The sequence below is a fragment of the Xanthobacter sp. BG11Y11_SDJG genome, assembly GCF_057364445.1.
Map to the genome: position 1 here is coordinate 1 of NZ_JBNFNU010000056.1, position 16,073 is coordinate 16,073.

Annotated in this window: 13 protein-coding genes and 5 pseudogenes; 10 read left to right on the forward strand and 8 right to left on the reverse strand. The window is 70.8% G+C overall.

The annotated features are described in order from the left end of the window. The 7 genes and pseudogenes from AC2W7M_RS07620 to AC2W7M_RS07650 form a co-directional block, all read right to left on the reverse strand. Positions 1 to 546 (reverse strand): MerR family transcriptional regulator (locus AC2W7M_RS07620; RefSeq protein ID WP_486131382.1); only part of this gene is annotated, 546 nt, incomplete at its 3' end. A gap of 202 nt (positions 547 to 748) precedes the next feature. After that, complete coding sequence (locus tag AC2W7M_RS07625; RefSeq protein WP_486131384.1) at positions 749 to 1,336, reverse strand: HXXEE domain-containing protein; 588 nt, start codon at positions 1,334 to 1,336, stop codon at positions 749 to 751. A gap of 303 nt (positions 1,337 to 1,639) precedes the next feature. Then, positions 1,640 to 1,957: an integration host factor subunit alpha gene (locus tag AC2W7M_RS07630; protein WP_486131386.1), complete on the reverse strand. Its 318-nt coding sequence runs from the start codon at positions 1,955 to 1,957 to the stop codon at positions 1,640 to 1,642. 213 nt (positions 1,958 to 2,170) lie between these two features. Further along, a complete protein-coding gene (locus AC2W7M_RS07635) occupies positions 2,171 to 3,145 on the reverse strand; it encodes a beta-ketoacyl-ACP synthase III (protein WP_486131388.1) in 975 nt (324 codons plus the stop codon). Then, positions 3,142 to 4,208, reverse strand: a pseudogene (plsX, locus tag AC2W7M_RS07640) (phosphate acyltransferase PlsX). Before plsX ends, AC2W7M_RS07635 begins: the two are co-directional and overlap by 4 nt. A 222-nt stretch (positions 4,209 to 4,430) precedes the next feature. Then, positions 4,431 to 4,952: a YceD family protein gene (locus AC2W7M_RS07645; protein WP_486131390.1), complete on the reverse strand. Its 522-nt coding sequence runs from the start codon at positions 4,950 to 4,952 to the stop codon at positions 4,431 to 4,433. Between the two features lie 160 nt (positions 4,953 to 5,112). Continuing rightward, positions 5,113 to 5,487: pseudogene (locus AC2W7M_RS07650) on the reverse strand (ubiquinol-cytochrome C chaperone family protein); the annotation flags it as partial. A 219-nt stretch (positions 5,488 to 5,706) separates the two neighbouring features. Here AC2W7M_RS07650 and AC2W7M_RS07655 point away from each other — a divergent pair. Next, positions 5,707 to 6,128: pseudogene (locus tag AC2W7M_RS07655) on the forward strand (outer membrane protein assembly factor BamE). 90 nt (positions 6,129 to 6,218) lie between these two features. On the opposite strand, the gene tpiA reads toward AC2W7M_RS07655, so the two are convergent. Then, complete coding sequence (tpiA, locus tag AC2W7M_RS07660) at positions 6,219 to 6,977, reverse strand: triose-phosphate isomerase (protein ID WP_486131392.1); 759 nt, start codon at positions 6,975 to 6,977, stop codon at positions 6,219 to 6,221. A 232-nt stretch (positions 6,978 to 7,209) separates the two neighbouring features. Between tpiA and AC2W7M_RS07665 the strand changes: the two genes are divergently transcribed. From AC2W7M_RS07665 to AC2W7M_RS07705, 9 genes and pseudogenes are all read left to right on the forward strand, one after another. Continuing rightward, the gene (locus AC2W7M_RS07665) at positions 7,210 to 9,105 is read left to right on the forward strand and encodes a peptidylprolyl isomerase (protein ID WP_486131394.1); all 1,896 of its coding nucleotides are present in this window, start codon (positions 7,210 to 7,212) and stop codon (positions 9,103 to 9,105) included. A gap of 8 nt (positions 9,106 to 9,113) precedes the next feature. After that, positions 9,114 to 10,625, forward strand: coding sequence for an anthranilate synthase component I (trpE, locus tag AC2W7M_RS07670; RefSeq protein WP_486131396.1), 1,512 nt, complete (start codon positions 9,114 to 9,116; stop codon positions 10,623 to 10,625). A gap of 129 nt (positions 10,626 to 10,754) precedes the next feature. Further along, positions 10,755 to 11,357, forward strand: a complete 603-nt coding sequence (locus AC2W7M_RS07675) for an anthranilate synthase component II (protein WP_486131398.1) — start codon at positions 10,755 to 10,757, stop codon at positions 11,355 to 11,357. Between the two features lie 76 nt (positions 11,358 to 11,433). Then, a pseudogene (gene trpD, locus AC2W7M_RS07680) lies at positions 11,434 to 12,436 on the forward strand (anthranilate phosphoribosyltransferase); the annotation flags it as partial. Between the two features lie 28 nt (positions 12,437 to 12,464). Continuing rightward, a complete protein-coding gene (gene trpC, locus AC2W7M_RS07685) occupies positions 12,465 to 13,253 on the forward strand; it encodes an indole-3-glycerol phosphate synthase TrpC (RefSeq protein WP_486131399.1) in 789 nt (262 codons plus the stop codon). 76 nt (positions 13,254 to 13,329) lie between these two features. After that, positions 13,330 to 13,761, forward strand: a complete 432-nt coding sequence (locus AC2W7M_RS07690) for a DUF2147 domain-containing protein (protein ID WP_486131401.1) — start codon at positions 13,330 to 13,332, stop codon at positions 13,759 to 13,761. A 132-nt stretch (positions 13,762 to 13,893) separates the two neighbouring features. Continuing rightward, positions 13,894 to 14,391, forward strand: a complete 498-nt coding sequence (gene moaC, locus AC2W7M_RS07695) for a cyclic pyranopterin monophosphate synthase MoaC (protein WP_486131403.1) — start codon at positions 13,894 to 13,896, stop codon at positions 14,389 to 14,391. A 16-nt stretch (positions 14,392 to 14,407) separates the two neighbouring features. Next, positions 14,408 to 15,621 (forward strand): annotated as a pseudogene (locus AC2W7M_RS07700) (molybdopterin molybdotransferase MoeA). A 206-nt stretch (positions 15,622 to 15,827) separates the two neighbouring features. Further along, positions 15,828 to 16,073, forward strand: a 246-nt coding sequence (locus tag AC2W7M_RS07705; RefSeq protein WP_486131405.1) for a LexA family protein, incomplete at its 3' end; no start/stop codon positions are given.

Genomic DNA, 16,073 nt, shown 5'->3' on the forward strand with positions numbered 1-16,073 from the left:
CCGTCCGTCCTGCGGCGGCCGGGGGCCGCTGGGCGGCGGACCGCTGGCGCAGGGGAATGTCGAGCGGCGGCACATCGCGTCCGGCCTCCCGGTCCGCCTCGGGATCGGGAACGGCAGCGGCAATTCATCCATGGCCGGGATCGCGTCGTCCGCAGCGGGGCGCGGCCGGCGCCGCGGCAGAAGTCCGAGCAGGCCGCCGAAGGTGACGCCGTCCTGGGCGCCGGTCTCGCGCGCGCTGCGCATCACCGCCACGTCGTGCTCGACGCCGAGGTCCTGCACGTGCCGGATGCCGTGCTCCTTGAGGATCTTCTGGACCCCCTTGATGGTGTAGCCGTCGGAGTAGAGCAGGTGGCGGATGCCGCGCAGCAGGTCGACATCCTCGGGGCGGTAGAAGCGCCGCCCGCCGCCCCGCTTCACCGGGCGGATATGGGTGAAGCGCGTCTCCCAGAAGCGCAGGACGTGCTGCGGAAGGTCGAGGTCCTCGGCCACCTCGCTGATGGTGCGGAAGGCGTCCGGGGCCTTCGAGGTGTCGCGTGCGTCGCCCACTGGACCTCCTGCCTGACGCCTTCCGCCGGGCGCCCGATGGCGCTGCGCTCAAGCCGGCGGGCGCGGCGCATTCCGGCCGAATCGCTGGCCGCCTGAGCGGCGATGATAGCGCCAGTCAGGGGGCGGGAAAAGGAAGGCGGGAAAAGGCGGTGCGGCCGGCGCCTCATGAAGAATGCGAAGCCGGGCGGGGCGGGCAGGCCCGTTAAAGCGGCGTGGCAGGCCCGATCCGCCGGAGGCGCAGGAGGACGTCCGCGATGATGAGCCCGTGTAGGACGATCGCAAGGCCCAGGGCCGCCATCTGGAAGCCGGCGCCCACCGGCCCGATCGTCAGGATCGTCCACAGGCTGAGCGGCAGGAACACGGCCAGCGCCGTCCCCAGCCCCGGATTGTAGCAGCGCAGGTGGGCTGCGGCGCCGATATGGGTGATGCCGTTTACCAGCATGGCATAGGGCGCCACCAGCCCGTAGCCGGCGCCCCACAGATAGGCCGCATAGAGCGCCGCCAGATTGAGGCCCCACACGACCGGGACATTGATGACGAGGACGGCGGCGACGGTGAGCGCCTCCCGGCCGCCGAAGACCCGCTCGTTGACGAAGCTGCGGAAGCGGTCGCCCGTATGCTCCTCGACCTGGTGCAGCATGTAGGCCGGGCTGTGCAGGAAGAGCAGCACCAGCGGCAGGGCATAGGCGGCGAGCAGCAAGGGCAAGGTGGCGAGGAGCGCCCCCGCCATGAACCCGGCCGCCGCCACCCAGCGGCGCGCAAGCCAAGTTTTCAGGTCCCGCATGGCCATGGCCGCTCTCGGAAGAGGATGCCGGATGGTGCCGACCCGTCCCGTCGCCCCCGCGACCGCAAGGCGGGCGGGCTTACGACGGGTCCGGTGCGCCGCTCCGGTGCAGGTGCGTCACCCGCCGTTTGCCCCTTCGCGCGGCCCTCCTTCCATCGTGGAGGACCAGGCTTGAGGGGCACGCGCCAAGCGGGAGAGCAGGTCGCGCGGCGCGTGACGGCACGGCACCCGCCGTGCCTCGAGACGCAAGGGTCCTCGCGTCCCCGGACGGCGCATCACGAACAGACGCGGCGCGCTCCGGCTGCCGCGTCAGTCGACGTCGGCACCGTCGGGCGTGGTTCCGTTGATGCGGTGCTTGAGGATGCTCGACGGCTTGAACACCATGACCCGGCGCGGCTCGATCGGCACTTCCTCGCCGGTCTTGGGATTGCGGCCGATGCGCTCGCCCTTGTCGCGGATCACGAAGGAGCCGAACGAGGACAGCTTCACGGTTTCGCCGCGAACCAGGCAATCGGCGATCTCACGCAGCACCAGTTCCACCAGCGCCGCCGATTCCGTGCGGGAGAGGCCGACCTGCTGGTAGACCGCCTCACACAAATCTGCGCGCGTCACTGTCCGTCCAGCCATATTTCTCCCCGACCCAAAAGAGAGCACCGTCCGCCCCCAAGCGGCACCGCGCCGGAGGCTCGACCTCTCCCCTCCATGTGTAGCAGGTACAATTCACCCTTGTGACGGAAAGCCAGCCGCACGACCTTGGCCGAGGTCAAAGCTCGGGAAAAAGGCGTCCTGAGGCAAACTAGCCGCCCAAGGCGAGGAAGGTCAACGCAATTAAGGCCGCGTTTACCAACGCAGCAGCGCCGAACCCCATGTGAAGCCACCGCCCATCGCCTCAAGAAGCACCAGGTCGCCCCGCTTCACCCGGCCGTCGCGCACTGCCACGTCGAGCGCCAGCGGGATGGAAGCGGCGGAGGTATTCCCATGAAGATCGACGGTGGTCACCACCTTCCCCGCCGCGATGCCGAGCTTCTGGGCGCTGGCATCGATGATGCGCCGGTTGGCCTGGTGCGGCACGAACCAGTCGATGCTCTCGGCGCTCTCGCCGGTGGCGGCGAAGGCGTCGACAATCACGTCGGTGATCATGCCCACCGCATGCTTGAAGACCTCCCGGCCCTCCATGCGCAGATGGCCGACCGTGCCGGTGCTCGACGGGCCGCCGTCCACGAACAGCTTGGCCCGGTGGCGGCCGTCCGTGCGCAGGTGCGTGGTGAGCACCCCCCTGCCCTTCGCGGCCTGCAGCTCCTCCGCCTCCAGCACCACCGCGCCGGCGCCGTCGCCGAACAAAACGCAGGTGCCGCGGTCCTCCCAGTCGAGGATGCGCGAGAAGGTCTCGGCACCGATCACCAGGGCGCGCTGGAAGGCGCCCGTCTTCAGGTGCGCATCGGCGGTGGCAAGCGCGAACACGAAGCCCGAGCACACCGCCTGCACGTCGAAGGCGGCGCCGCGGGTGATGCCGAGCTCGGCCTGGATGGTCGCCGAGGTCGCCGGAAAGGTCTGGTCCGGGGTCGAGGTGGCGAGCACGATCAGATCGATGTCGGCCGCCGAAAGCCCGGCCGCCGCGAGCGCGCGCTCGGCCGCCTTGAGGCCCAGATGGGAGGTGAACTCACCGGGCGCGGCCACATGCCGCTGGCGGATGCCGGTGCGCTGGACGATCCAGTCGTCGGACGTGTCGATGCGGGCGGCCAGGTCCGCATTGGTGACGACGTTCTGAGGAAGATAGGACCCGATGCCCCGGGCCACGGACCTGATGCCGCTCACGATTGTCCTTCCGCCTCGGCAGGTTCGCTCGCCTCGCCCGGCGCGGCCGGCGGGAGGCGGTTGACGAGGTTGTTCTCGATGCGCGCCAGAAGCTCGTGGCGCACGAGGTCATAAGCGAGGTCCACGGCGGAGGCGAAGCCCTGCGCATCGGCGCCGCCGTGGCTCTTGATGACGAGGCCGTTGAGGCCGAGGAACACGCCGCCATTGGCGCGGCCGGGATCCATCTTCTCGCGCAGCACCTGGAAGGCATCGCGCGCCAGGAGATAGCCGAGCTTGGCGCGCAGCGTGCGCCCCATGGCGGCGCGCAGATAGCCGGCGAGCTGCTTGGCGGTGCCCTCGGCGGTCTTCAGCGCGATGTTGCCGGCAAAGCCTCGGTCACCACCACGTCCACCGTGCCGGCGCCGATGTCGTTGCCCTCGACGAAGCCGTGATAGTTCACCGGCAAATGCTCGTCCTTGAGGATGCGCCCGGCCTCGCGCACCTCCTCGACGCCCTTGATCTCCTCGACGCCGATGTTGAGCAGGCCCACCGTGGGGCTCTCCAGGTCGAACAGCACCCGCGCCATGGCCGAACCCATGAGCGCCATCTCCACCAGGCTCTTGGCGGTGGCGCCGATGGAGGCGCCCACGTCCAGGACCACGCTCTCGCCGCGCAGGGTCGGCCACAGCGCGGCGATGGCGGGGCGCGAGATGCCCGGCATGGTGCGCAGGTTGAAATTGGCCATGGCCATGAGCGCGCCGGTGTTGCCGGCGGAGACGGCGGCGTCTGCCTCCTTGTGCTTCACCGCGTCGATCGCGCGCCACATGGAGGATTTGTAGCGCCCGCGCCTCAGCGCGATGCTGGGCTTGTCGTCCATGCCCACCACCACGTCGGTGTGGACGATGCGCGAGGCGGCCGCCAGCTTCGGGTGCGCCGTCAGCACCTGGGCAATGCGTGCCTCATCCCCATAGAGGATGAAGGCCGCGTCCGGGTGCCGCCCGAGCGCGATCTCCGCGCCGGCCAGCACGGTCCCGGGGCCGTGGTCGCCACCCATGGCGTCGATGGCGATGCGGACTTGGCTCATCGGTGCAGCGCTTCCGCCAGGCTCTGGCAGCGGGAAGAAGGGAACCGGCGCGGGGGCGCTCCGGGGCGAAACCGACGCGCGCTCACCGCGCGTCGTTCCCGCGGGACGAGTGCGCGCGCGCTGCCGCCGTGCTTGCGGGCGGAATCGGCGAACGCGCCTCGGCCGGCGTTCGGGCGCGCGGACAATAGCGGCTTGATGCCTCTTCGCAACACTTTGCGCGCGTCACGGGCGATCCTTCAGGCGCGCCAGGGCCGAGAAGGGCGAAGCGGCGCCGGCGGGCTCTTCCGGCGGCTCGAACACCGCGCCGGGCTTGCGCGGATAGGGATCGATCCCGAGCACCAGGAATTCCGTCGCCAGCGCCCCCACATCGATGGCACCGCCGACGATCTCGTCCGGCGGATCGATCTCCTCGCCCTCTTCCGCCTCGGGAACCGGCGTTCCGGCCGGCACGAAATGGACGTCGATCGTCTCGGACAGCGGCGCGTCGAACGGCTCCAGCGTCACGCCGCAGGTCTGGCGAACGCTCGCGTCCACCCGGCCGGTCACGTGAACGCCGCCCGCCTTTTCGGGCGCAAGGTGCAGGACCGCCGTGAGCGCCGGCAGCGCCAGCACGCCCACATGGCGGGCGAGCGCGGCGCGCTCGGCCTCGCCTGGCTCCAGCGTGATGTCGAGCCCGGAGGGCGGCATCTCCACCACGGGAACGATGCGCGAGATCGGCCCGGGGGCGGAAGGGGTGTCGGTCATGTCTGGTCCTCCGCCGCGTCGGGCGCCGGCAGGGCGATCTCGCCCCGTGCCAGGGTCTCCCAGGGTGTGCGTTCGAGCGTGCGCGCGGCGCTCGCGCTAGCGGGCGCGCGCCGGCCTGCGGCTGCGCCACGCCATCCAGGATATTGCGGGCGAGCGCGGCCGCAAGGGCGCCGTCGTCGGGATCCTGCAGCGCCGCGTCATAGGCGGCGGCGCGGCCGTAGAAGGCGGCGCCGATCTTCTTCATGCGCTTGGGCACCGTGAGGTCGCCGACGCCCATCTCGCGCATGGCGGCGTCCATGTCGGCGAGGAAGGCGTCGAACACGTCCTGCGACATCGCGCGCTCCGCTTCGCCGCCGCCCTTGAGGCGGTGGCAGACCAGCACGGTGTGGAGCACCAGCATCTCGAACCGGCCCTCGGGCGTGTCGGGCACGCCGAGGACGGCATAGAAGTGGGGATGCCGCGACTGCGCCACGATCCCGCCGTAGAGGCGCTCGATGGTACGTCGGGACGCGGCGGGGCGAAACAGGTTGAACATTGCTCTTAAGGGTCGGTCAGGATTAGTGGTGTACGCACCTCTGGCCGAGCGGCGTAGCGCGGCCACAAGGCGCGCGCAAGGCCGGCGGGCTGCGGCCCGCTCCGAAGACGTGGAGGATCGAAGGGGATGCGCGTGGGTTCTCAGGTGAAGGCGGCGGCGGCAGATTGGCGAAACGGCGGCGCGCCAAGTGCGCGGCGCTGGACCTTCGGCGCAGCGCTGATGCTGGGGCTCGCGGTGCTCTCCGGCTGCGGCAATACCGGCGCGGGAACCAGCATCTCCGGCATCACCCGCACCTACCAGCGCGGCTATGTGCTGGCCGACGGCGCGCTGGACCAGATTCCGGTGGGATCGAGCCAGGAGCAGGTGCTGCTCGTGCTCGGCACGCGTCGACGGTCGCCACGGTGAACGGCGAGGTCTTCTATTACATCTCGCAGACCACCAAGAAGGTGGCGTTCCTCAAGCCGGAGATCGTCGAGCAGAAGGTGCTCGCGGTCTATTTCGACAAGAACCGGCGCGTCACCCGCATCGCCCAATACGGCCTGAAGGACGGCAAGGTGTTCGACTTCGTGTCGCAGACCACGCCCACCAGCGGCGAGGAGCTCAGCCTCATCCGCCAGCTGATCGGCCTCGTGTCGTTCTGAGCCAATACGGGGCGGCACCGCCGCCCCTTTTCCTGAGCCAATTCGGGGCGGCGGTGCCGCCCCTTCTCGGGGGCCGGTCGGCCGCGCCGTTCAGGGCGCGGCGCGCGCGATCGCCAGGAAATCCGCCGCCTTCAGGCTCGCCCCGCCCACCAGGGCGCCGTCCACGTCGGCGGTGGCGAGCAGAGACGCGGCATTGTCGGGCTTCACCGAGCCGCCATAGAGGATGCGCATGCCCTCCCCCTCGGCGCCGAATCGCTCGGTCAGCACGCGGCGGAGGGTGCCGTGGATCTCCGCCACGTCGCCCGGGGTGGGCGTGAGGCCGGTGCCGATGGCCCAGATCGGCTCGTAGGCGACCACCAGATTGGCGGCGTTCGCCCCTTCGGGAATCGATTGGCGCACCTGCCGCGTCACCACCGCCGCCGCCTCGCCGGCCTCGCGCTCCGCGAGACTCTCCCCGACGCAGACGATGGCCAGCAGGCCGGCCCGCCAGGCCGCCTTGACCTTGGCCATCACCACCGCATCGCCCTCCCCGTGGTCGCCGCGGCGCTCGGAATGGCCGACGATCACCGCCTGCGCGCCGGCGTCCTTCAGCATCTCGGCGGAGAGGTCGCCGGTATGGGCGCCTTCGGCGACGGGGTGGCAGTCCTGCGCCCCCAGCATCACCGCCGACCCGGTGGCCTGGGCCGCGAACGCGGCCAGCAGCGTCGCCGGCGGGCACACCAGGAGGTCGAGGCGCGCGCGCAGCGCCGCGTCGAAGCCTTCGGCGATCGCCGCCAGCTCGCCGGCGGAGGCCTTAAGCCCGTTCATCTTCCAGTTGCCGGCGATCAGCGGGCGGCGGGTTGCGGGCATGGCTTCCTCCGGAATCTCGGTGCCTCGCCACCTAGCAGAGCGGCCCGCGGCGCGCCAAGTGCCGTTTGTCCCTCGATGCCGCTGCCGATTTCTCCCCGCGGCGTCCCGCCGGCTGGTGCCGCGGCCCCCGCAAACGACCGGCCGGCGCCGCCGTTGCGGGCGCGGAACCCCATCCCTATGATGCGCGCCCTTGGGCGCCGGAGGCCGGCGCGATGCTTTCAAAGAACGGACGATGGCACTTCAGACACTCCGCAAGGGCGCTTCCGGCTGGATCGCCAAGATCTTTCTCGTGGTGCTCATGCTCTCCTTCGCGGTCTGGGGCATCGCCGACGTGTTCCGCGGCTTCGGCGCGAGCACGGTCGCGAGCGTCGGCGGCACGGACATTTCCGCCAACGACTTCCGCGCGCGCTATCTGGAACAGATGCAGCAGATCGGCCGCCAGACCGGGCGCGGCCTCTCGCCCGAGCAGGCGCGCGCCATCGGCCTCGACCGCCAGGTCCTGAACCAGATGATCGCCGACGCCACCCTGGAGGCGGAGGCCAAGCGCCTCGGCCTCGCGGTGAGCGACCAGCAGCTGGCCGAGGCGGTCGCCGCCAATCCGGCCTATCGCCGGCCGGGCGCAAGCGCCTTCGACCCGGCTTATTTCGCCCAGCTCCTGCGCTCCAACAGCCTGACCGAGGGGCGCTTCATGCAGCTGGAGCGCGCCCGCATGATGCGCGACCAGATGATCCAATCGCTCGGCACCGGGCTTGCCGTGCCGTCGGTCCTGGTGGATGCCGTGCACCGCTATGAGAGCGAGGCGCGCGACGCCGCCTATATCCTCGTCACCGCCGAGGCGGTGGGCGCCCTGCCCGCCCCCACGGAAGACCAGCTGCGCGCCTTCTTCGACGCCAACAAGGTCTCCTTCCGGGCGCCGGAATACCGCAAGGTCTCGCTGCTGGCGCTGACCCCCGAGGCCCTCGCCGCCCAGGTCAAGGTGAGCGAGGAGGAGGCCCGCGCGGTCTATGACCGCGAACAGGTGCGCTTCGGCACGCCCGAGCGGCGCGAGGTGCGCCAGATCGTCTTCTCCAAGGCGGAGGACGCCGCCGCCGCGTCCGACAAGATCAAGGCGGGTTCGAGCTTCTCCGACATCGCCACCGAGCGCGGCTTGAAGCCCTCCGACACCGACCTCGGCCTGGTGACCAAGGCTTCGATCCTCGATCCCAAGATCGCCGAGGTGGCGTTCATGATCGAGCCGGGCGGCACCAGCGCGCCGATCGAGGGCCGCTTCGGCTTCGCCCTCGTCAACGTGACCCGCGCCGAGCCGGCGAGCCGCAAGCCGTTCGACGAGGTGAAAAGCGAGATCGAGAAGGAGCTGGCGCTCGCCAAGGCGCGGCGCGAGCTGCTCGACCAGCACGACGCCATCGAGGACGAGCGCGCCTCCGGCGCGACGCTCGGCGAGATCGCCAAGAAGCTCTCCCTCACGCTCGACGTGATCGATGCGGTGGACCGCTCGGGCCGCGATCCCGCCGGCCAGCCGGTGGAGATGCCCGCACGGTCGGAGGTGATCGCCGGCGCCTTCGCCGCCCAGCCGGGCGTCGAGACCGACACCATCCAGCTGCCCGGCAATGGCGGCTTCGTCTGGTATCAGACCGACGCCATCATCCCCGCCCGCGACCGCACCTTCGACGAGGCCCGGGCGATGGTGGAGGTCCGCGTCAAGGACGATGCGCTCGCCCAGGCGGTGGAGGCGAAGGCGAAGGCGCTGTTCGAGCAGGCCAAGTCCGGCACCGCCCTCGCGCAGGTGGCGGGCGGCGCCGACCTGCCGCTGCGGGTGGCCGAAGGCCTCCAGCGCGGCCGCGCCGCGCCGCCGTTCTCGACGGAAGCCGTCGCCGACGTGTTCGCCGCCAAGGAAGACGCCGTCGGCATGGTGGCGGCGGCCGAGGCGCCGGACCGCATCGTGTTCCAGGTGTCGAAGATCACCCTTCCGCCCGAGGGCCCGCAGGACCGGCAGATCGCCGGCCAGCTCTCGGTCCAGATGGAGAACGACCTTCTGGTGCAGTATCTCGGCGCGCTCCAGCAGCAGCTGGGGGTCACGGTCAACCAGCGCGTGCTTTCGCAGGCGGTCGGCGCCGGGGCGGGAATCTGAGGCCCGCCATGAACGCCCCCACCGACTTCGAGCTGTTCACGCACCGCTACCAGAAGGGCGAGGCCCAGGTGGTTTCGACCACACTGGTGGCGGACCTCGAAACCCCCGTCTCCGCCTTCCTGAAGATCGCCGGCGATCAGCCCAACGCGTTCCTGCTCGAATCGGTGGAGGGGGGCGAGACGCGCGGACGCTATTCCATGATCGGGCTGAAGCCGGACCTGATCTTCCGCGCCTCGGGCGACACCGCCGAGATCAACCGCACGCCCGACGCCGACACGGCCGCCTTCGTCCCCTGCCCCGGCAAGCCGCTGGAGGCGCTGCGGGCGCTGATCGCCGAGAGCGCCATCGACCTGCCGGAGGGCGCCCCGCCCATGGCGGCGGGCGTGTTCGGCTATCTCGGCTACGACATGGTCCGCCAGATGGAGACGCTGGCGCCGGCCAAGCCCGATCCCATCGGCGTGCCCGAGGCGCTGCTGATCCGTCCCACCATCATGATCGTGTTCGACGCGGTGAAGGACGAGCTCACCGCCGTCACCCCCGTGCGCCCCGTGCCCGGCGTGAGCCCGCAGGCGGCCTATGAGGCGGCGCTCGACCGTCTGGAGCAGGTGGTCCAGGGCCTGGAGCGCGCCATCGCGCACCCCATGCCCGACCCGTTCCACGGCGAGGTGGCCGCCACCTCCAACACCTCGGAGGCGGAATTCTGCGCCATGGTGGAGCAGGCGAAGGACTATATCCGCGCCGGCGACATCTTCCAGGTGGTGCTCTCCCAGCGCTTCGAGAGCCCGTTCGCGCTGCCGCCGTTCGCGCTTTACCGGGCGCTCAGGCGCGTGAACCCGGCGCCGTTCCTGGTCTATCTCAATTTCGAGGGCTTCTCGGTGGTGTGCTCCTCCCCCGAGATCCTGGTGCGGCTGCGTGGCGGGGTGGTCACCATCCGCCCGATCGCAGGCACGCGCCGGCGCGGCGCCACCCACGCCGAGGACGAGGCGCTGGCGACGGAGCTTCTGGCCGACGCCAAGGAGCGCGCCGAGCATCTGATGCTGCTGGATCTCGGCCGCAACGACGTGGGCCGGGTGGCCGAGACCGGGACAGTGAAGGTCACGGACAGCTTCTTCATCGAGCGCTACAGCCAGGTGATGCACATCGTCTCCAACGTCGAGGGGCGCATGGACGCCCGCCTGGATGTGATCGACGCGCTCGCCGCCGGCTTTCCCGCCGGCACCGTCTCCGGCGCGCCCAAGGTGCGGGCCATGGAGATCATCGACGAGCTGGAGAAGGACAAGCGCGGCATCTATGCCGGCGCCATCGGCTATTTCGGCGCCAATGGCGAGATGGATACCTGCATCGTGCTGCGCACCGCCATCGTCAAGGATGGGCGCATGTACGTCCAGGCCGGCGCCGGCATCGTCTATGACAGCGTGCCGGCGAGCGAGCAGCAGGAGTGCGTGAACAAGGCCAAGGCCCTGTTCCGTGCCGGCGAGGAGGCGGTGCGCTTCGCCGCCCGCGCCAAAAGGGGGCAGTGAGGGATGGAGACCATGCGCCGCGAGCGATGGTGACAGCGTGCGTCATGCTGTTGACCTTGCGCCTGCCCTGCCCTTACCTCCCCCGCTGGCTCCTTGGAAAAACGGGCCGCACGGGGCCCGGAGCATCCCATGACCACCGTCACGCTGATCGATAATTACGACAGCTTCACCTACAACCTCGTGCACTATCTCGGCGAGCTCGGTGCCAGCGTCACCGTCCACCGCAACGACAAGGTCACGGTGGAGGAGGTGCTGGCCGAGAAGCCGGACGCCATCGTGCTCTCCCCCGGCCCCTGCACCCCCAACGAGGCCGGCATCTGCCTCGATCTGATCGCCAAGGCGGGCGAGAAGGTGCCGATCTTCGGCGTGTGCCTCGGCCACCAGGCCATCGGCCAGGTGTTCGGCGGCGACGTGGTGCGCGCCCCCGCGCCCATGCACGGCAAGATGAGCGAGATCCGCCACCAGGGCAAAAGCGTGTTCCGCGGCCTCAACCGCGCCTTCCAGGCGACGCGCTACCATTCCTTGATCGTCGAGCGCGAGAGCCTGCCGCAGGACCTGGAGGTGACGGCCGAGACCGCGGACGGCCTCATCATGGGCCTCGCCCACAGGAGCCTGCCGATCCACGGCGTGCAGTTCCACCCCGAGAGCATCGCCTCGGAGAACGGCCACGCGCTGATCAAGAACTTCCTCGACCTCGCCGCCGACTTCAACGCCCGCAGGGGGAAGCGGTAACACGAAAGCCCTCTCCCGCGAGCGGGAGAGGGAGCAGCCCGACGCCCGGCACGAGTGACACCCTGAAGGACCCGCCATGGACCAGTTCAAACCCCTCCTCGGCAAGGTGGCGACCGGCGCCAGCCTGACGCGCGAGGAAGCGTCCTACGTGTTCGACCGGATGATGTCGGGCGAGGCGACGCCGTCGCAGATCGGCGCTTTGCTCATGGGCCTTCGGGTGCGCGGCGAGACGGTGGACGAGATCACCGGCGCGGTCTCGGTGATGCGCGCCAAGATGCTGCCCGTGGCGGCGCCGGACGGCGCGGTGGACGTGGTGGGCACCGGCGGCGATGCGTCGGGCTCCTACAACATCTCCACCTGCGCGTCGTTCATCGTCGCGCGGCGCGGCGTGCCGGTGGCCAAAGCACGGCAACCGCGCCTTGTCCTCGAAGTCCGGGGCGGCGGACGTCCTGGCCGCGCTCGGCGTGCGTCTCGACCTTGATCCCGCCGGCATCGCCCGCTGCATCGCCGAGGCGGGCATCGGCTTCATGTTCGCCCCCTCGCACCACCCGGCCATGAAGCATGTGGGCCCGGCGCGGGTGGAGATGGGCACCCGCACCATCTTCAACCTGCTCGGCCCGCTCTCCAACCCCGCCGGGGTCAGGCGCCAGATGGTGGGCGTGTTCGCGAAATCCTGGATCGTCCCGCTCGCCGAGGTGCTCAAGGAGCTGGGCTCGGAGCGCGCCTTCGTGGTGCACGGCTCGGACGGCCTCGACGAGATCACCATCTCCGGCTCGACCGATGTGGCGGCGCTGGAGGACGGGCGCATCCGCACCTTCGAGATCGCGCCCGAGGATGTGGGCCTCGCCCGCGCGCCCGCCGCGGCGCTGAAGGGGGGCGATGCGGTGCACAATGCCGCGGCGCTGCGCGCCGTGCTGGACGGCGCCCCCGGCGCCTATCGCGACGTGGCGCTGTTCAACGCCGCGGCGGCCCTGTTCGTCGCCGGCCGCGCCGCCGATCTGAAGGAGGGGGTCGCCCTTGCCGCCGCCAGCCTCGACACCGGCGCCGCCCGCGACCGGCTCCTGAAACTGGTGGCGGTTCCGCCGCCCTCGCCCCGGAGGGCGGCCGATGAGCGACATCCTCACCCGCATCGAGGCCTACAAGCGCGAGGAGATCGCCTGCGCCAAGCGCTGCCGGCCGCTCGCCGCTCTGGAAGCCGCGGTGCAGGGCGCATCCCATGTGCGTCCGTTCGCCGGCGCCATCGAGGCCGCGCTGGCGGAAGGCCGCACCGCGCTCATCGCCGAGATCAAGAAAGCCAGCCCCTCCAAGGGCCTGATCCGCGCCGACTTCGACCCGCCGACGCTGGCCCGCGCCTACCAATTGGGCGGCGCCACCTGCCTCTCGGTCCTCACCGACACCCCCTCCTTCCAGGGCGCGCCGGACTATCTGAAGGAGGCGCGGGCCGCCACCCGCCTGCCGGTGCTGCGCAAGGACTTCATGTACGACACCTACCAGGTGGTGGAGGCGCGCGCCTGGGGCGCGGACTGCATCCTCATCATCATGGCGGCGGTGGACGACGCGCTGGCCCTCGACCTGGCCGAGGCGCGGCCGCCCTCGGCATGGATTCGATCCTGGAGGTGCACGACGACGCGGAGCTGGACCGGCGCTGAGGCTGCGTCGAAGCTCGTCGGCATCAACAACCGCAACCTGCGCACCTTCGAGACCGACCTCGCCACCAGCGAGCGGCTCGCGCCGCGCGTGCCCAAGGACCGCATCGTCATCGGCGAGAGCGGCATCTTCACGCCCGCCGATGTGGCGCGGCTTGCCGCGGTGGGCATCGGCACCATCCTGGTGGGCGAGAGCCTGATGCGGCAGGAGGATGTCGCATCGGCTACATCGTTCCTGCTGAGCGCATGACCTTGCCGTAAACGTTATCTTCCTCCTTAATAGGCGAGACGGCCCGCAGAGGCCGCATCGAATGGGAGGAAATGTCATGCGCAAGGTCTGCTCCGGGTTGTCCTTCGGTGCGGCGGTGATCGCCGCTTTGCTCTCCACCCCCGCCCGGGCCGCCGAGCCCACGGGCCTCTGGCAGACCGCATCGCGGGGCGGGCAGGTGGAGATCTACAAGTGCGGCGCCGCGCTCTGCGGGCGGCTCGTGTCCTCGGAAGGCCTGAAGGCCGATCCCAACCTCAAGGACACGGCCAATGCCAACGCCGCCCAGCGCGGGCGGGCCTTGAAGAACCTCACCATCATGTCCGGATTTTCCGGCGGCCCGAAGGAATGGACCGGCGGCAGCATCTACAATGCCGAGGACGGCAAGACCTATTCCGGGTCGCTGACCCTCGACGGCGACGACACGCTGAAGCTCCGCGGCTGCGTGGTCGCGCCGCTCTGCAAGACGCAGACCTGGACGCGCCTGCGCTGAACGGAGCCCGGCGGCCGCATCGGCCCGTCGCTGCGCGCCGCTATCCTCCCGGCGCCGCTGCGCCTAGACTGCGGCGCGCCGGGCGGGGGCGATTCCTGCCGCTTCGGCCGCCACAGGAACCGCCCGCCGCCCATGACCGCGCCCGCCAAACCCGCTCTGACCCATCTCGACGCCCAGGGCGCCGCCCGCATGGTGGACGTCTCCGACAAGGCCGTGACGGACCGCGAGGCGGTGGCCGAGGGGCGGGTCGCCATGGCGCGCGAGACGCTGGACCTGATCCTGTCCGGCAACGCCAAGAAGGGCGACGTGCTCGGCGCGGCGCGCCTCGCCGGCATCATGGCCGCCAAGCGCACCCATGAGCTGATCCCGCTCTGCCATCCCCTGATGCTCTCCAAGGTGGAGGTGGAGCTTGCGCCCGAGCCGGACCTGCCGGGCCTTGTCATCACCGCCCGCGTGAAGACCTCCGGCCAGACCGGCGTCGAGATGGAGGCGCTCACCGCCGTGTCGGTGGCGGCGCTGACGGTCTACGACATGGCCAAGGCGGTGGACCGCGCCATGCGCATCGAAGGCGTGCGGCTGATGGAGAAATCCGGCGGCCGCAGCGGTTCTTTCCGCGCCGATCCGCTCTGACCCGCGAGGACACTCCATGGCCCTGATGAGCGTTGCCGAGGCTCTCGCCCGTGTGGCCGGCCCGGTCCAGCCGCTGGCCGAGGAGTGGGTGCCGGTGGCGGAGGCGGCGGGCCGCGTTCTGGCCCGCGACCTGATCGCCAACCGCTCCCAGCCGCCGGCCGACATGTCGGCCATGGACGGCTATGCGGTGCGCGCCGACGACATCGCCGCGACCCCGGCACAGCTTGAGGTGATCGGCGAATCCGCCGCCGGCCGGCCGTTCGCGGGCACGGTGGGGCCGGGCGAATGCGTGCGCATCTTCACCGGCGCCGTGCTGCCGGAAGGCGCGGACACGGTGGTGATCCAGGAGAACACCGCGCGCGATGGCGACCTCGTGACCACCACGGCGCCGACCGCCGCACTGCGCAACGTGCGCAAGGCCGGCTGCGACTTCGCGCAAAGCGCGCCGGGCCTCACCGCGGGCATGCGCATCACCGCCCGCGCCATGATGCTGGCCGCCGCCATGGACCATGCCGAGATCCCGGTGGCGCGGCGCCCGCGCGTGGCGCTGGTGCAGACCGGGGACGAACTGGTGATGCCCGCCGCGGCACGGGCGCCGACAGCGAGATCGTCGTCTCCAACGCCTTCGGGCTTGCCGCCATCGCGCGCGCCGCGGGCGCGCAGGTGATGGACCTCGGCGTGGTGCGCGACGACCTCGGCGCCATCCGTGCCGCGATTCGCGAGGCCATGGCGGCGGGGGCGGACGTGCTGGTCTCCTCCGGCGGCGCGTCGGTGGGCGACCACGATCTCATGGCGCCGGCGCTCAAGGCCGAGCAGGTGGAACTGGAGGTGCACAAGATCGCGCTCCGGCCCGGCAAGCCGCTGATGTTCGGCCGGCGCGACGCCATGCGGGTGCTCGGGCTGCCGGGCAACCCCGTGTCCTCCCATGTCTGCGGGCTGCTGTTCCTGGTGCCGCTCCTGCATGCCCTCCAGGGCGACACGGCGCCGGCCTATCGCACGCTGCCGGCGCGTCTCGGCTGCGATATGCCGGCCAATGACTGGCGCATGGACTTCATGCGCGCCACGCTCGCCGACGACGGCGCCGGCGGGCTCGTGGCGACGCCGCTTCCCGTGCAGGACAGTTCCCTGCTCTCCGTGCTCGCGGCGGCCGACGGGCTGCTCATCCGCGATGCCGATGCGCCCGCCGCGCCCGCCGGCGCTCCGTGCCGGGTGATTCCCTTCGCGGATTGACCGGCCGCAGGCGCGTTCTGCCGCCGGAAGCGGCGCATGGGCGCGGCTCTACGGGATCTTCACCCCTTGCGGAACACAAAAGGAACAGATAAGGATTGTTCATGATTTGTTTCTCCGCTTGGTTGCGGCGGCGGGGACGGATCGGCGGCGGGGCAAGGGCTGCGGGGCAAGGGCTGCCCGGGGCCGGCATGCAACGGGGGCCAGGAATGCTGACGCGCAAGCAATACGATCTGCTTCGGTTCATCCATGAGCGGCTCAAGGAGACCGGCGTCCCCCCCTCCTTCGACGAGATGAAGGAGGCGCTGGACCTGCGCTCCAAATCGGGCATCCACCGCCTCATCACCGCCTTGGAAGAGCGCGGGTTCATCCGCCGCCTGCCGAACCGGGCGCGGGCGCTGGAGGTGGTGCGCCTGCCGGACAGCGTGGCGCCGGGCCTGGCGGCCGCGCGCGGC

What these genes read in the sequence shown, in the direction of transcription:
- AC2W7M_RS07625 (WP_486131384.1), bottom strand. Translation starts at nt 1,336, where the DNA reads ATGGCCATGCGGGACCTGAAAACTTGGCTTGCGCGCCGCTGGGTGGCG.
- AC2W7M_RS07645 (WP_486131390.1), bottom strand. Translation starts at nt 4,952, where the DNA reads ATGACCGACACCCCTTCCGCCCCCGGGCCGATCTCGCGCATCGTTCCC.
- trpE (WP_486131396.1), top strand. Translation starts at nt 9,114, where the DNA reads ATGAACGCCCCCACCGACTTCGAGCTGTTCACGCACCGCTACCAGAAG.
- tpiA (WP_486131392.1), bottom strand. Translation starts at nt 6,977, where the DNA reads ATGCCCGCAACCCGCCGCCCGCTGATCGCCGGCAACTGGAAGATGAAC.
- moaC (WP_486131403.1), top strand. Translation starts at nt 13,894, where the DNA reads ATGACCGCGCCCGCCAAACCCGCTCTGACCCATCTCGACGCCCAGGGC.
- AC2W7M_RS07665 (WP_486131394.1), top strand. Translation starts at nt 7,210, where the DNA reads ATGGCACTTCAGACACTCCGCAAGGGCGCTTCCGGCTGGATCGCCAAG.
- trpC (WP_486131399.1), top strand. Translation starts at nt 12,465, where the DNA reads ATGAGCGACATCCTCACCCGCATCGAGGCCTACAAGCGCGAGGAGATC.
- AC2W7M_RS07630 (WP_486131386.1), bottom strand. Translation starts at nt 1,957, where the DNA reads ATGGCTGGACGGACAGTGACGCGCGCAGATTTGTGTGAGGCGGTCTAC.
- AC2W7M_RS07690 (WP_486131401.1), top strand. Translation starts at nt 13,330, where the DNA reads ATGCGCAAGGTCTGCTCCGGGTTGTCCTTCGGTGCGGCGGTGATCGCC.
- AC2W7M_RS07675 (WP_486131398.1), top strand. Translation starts at nt 10,755, where the DNA reads ATGACCACCGTCACGCTGATCGATAATTACGACAGCTTCACCTACAAC.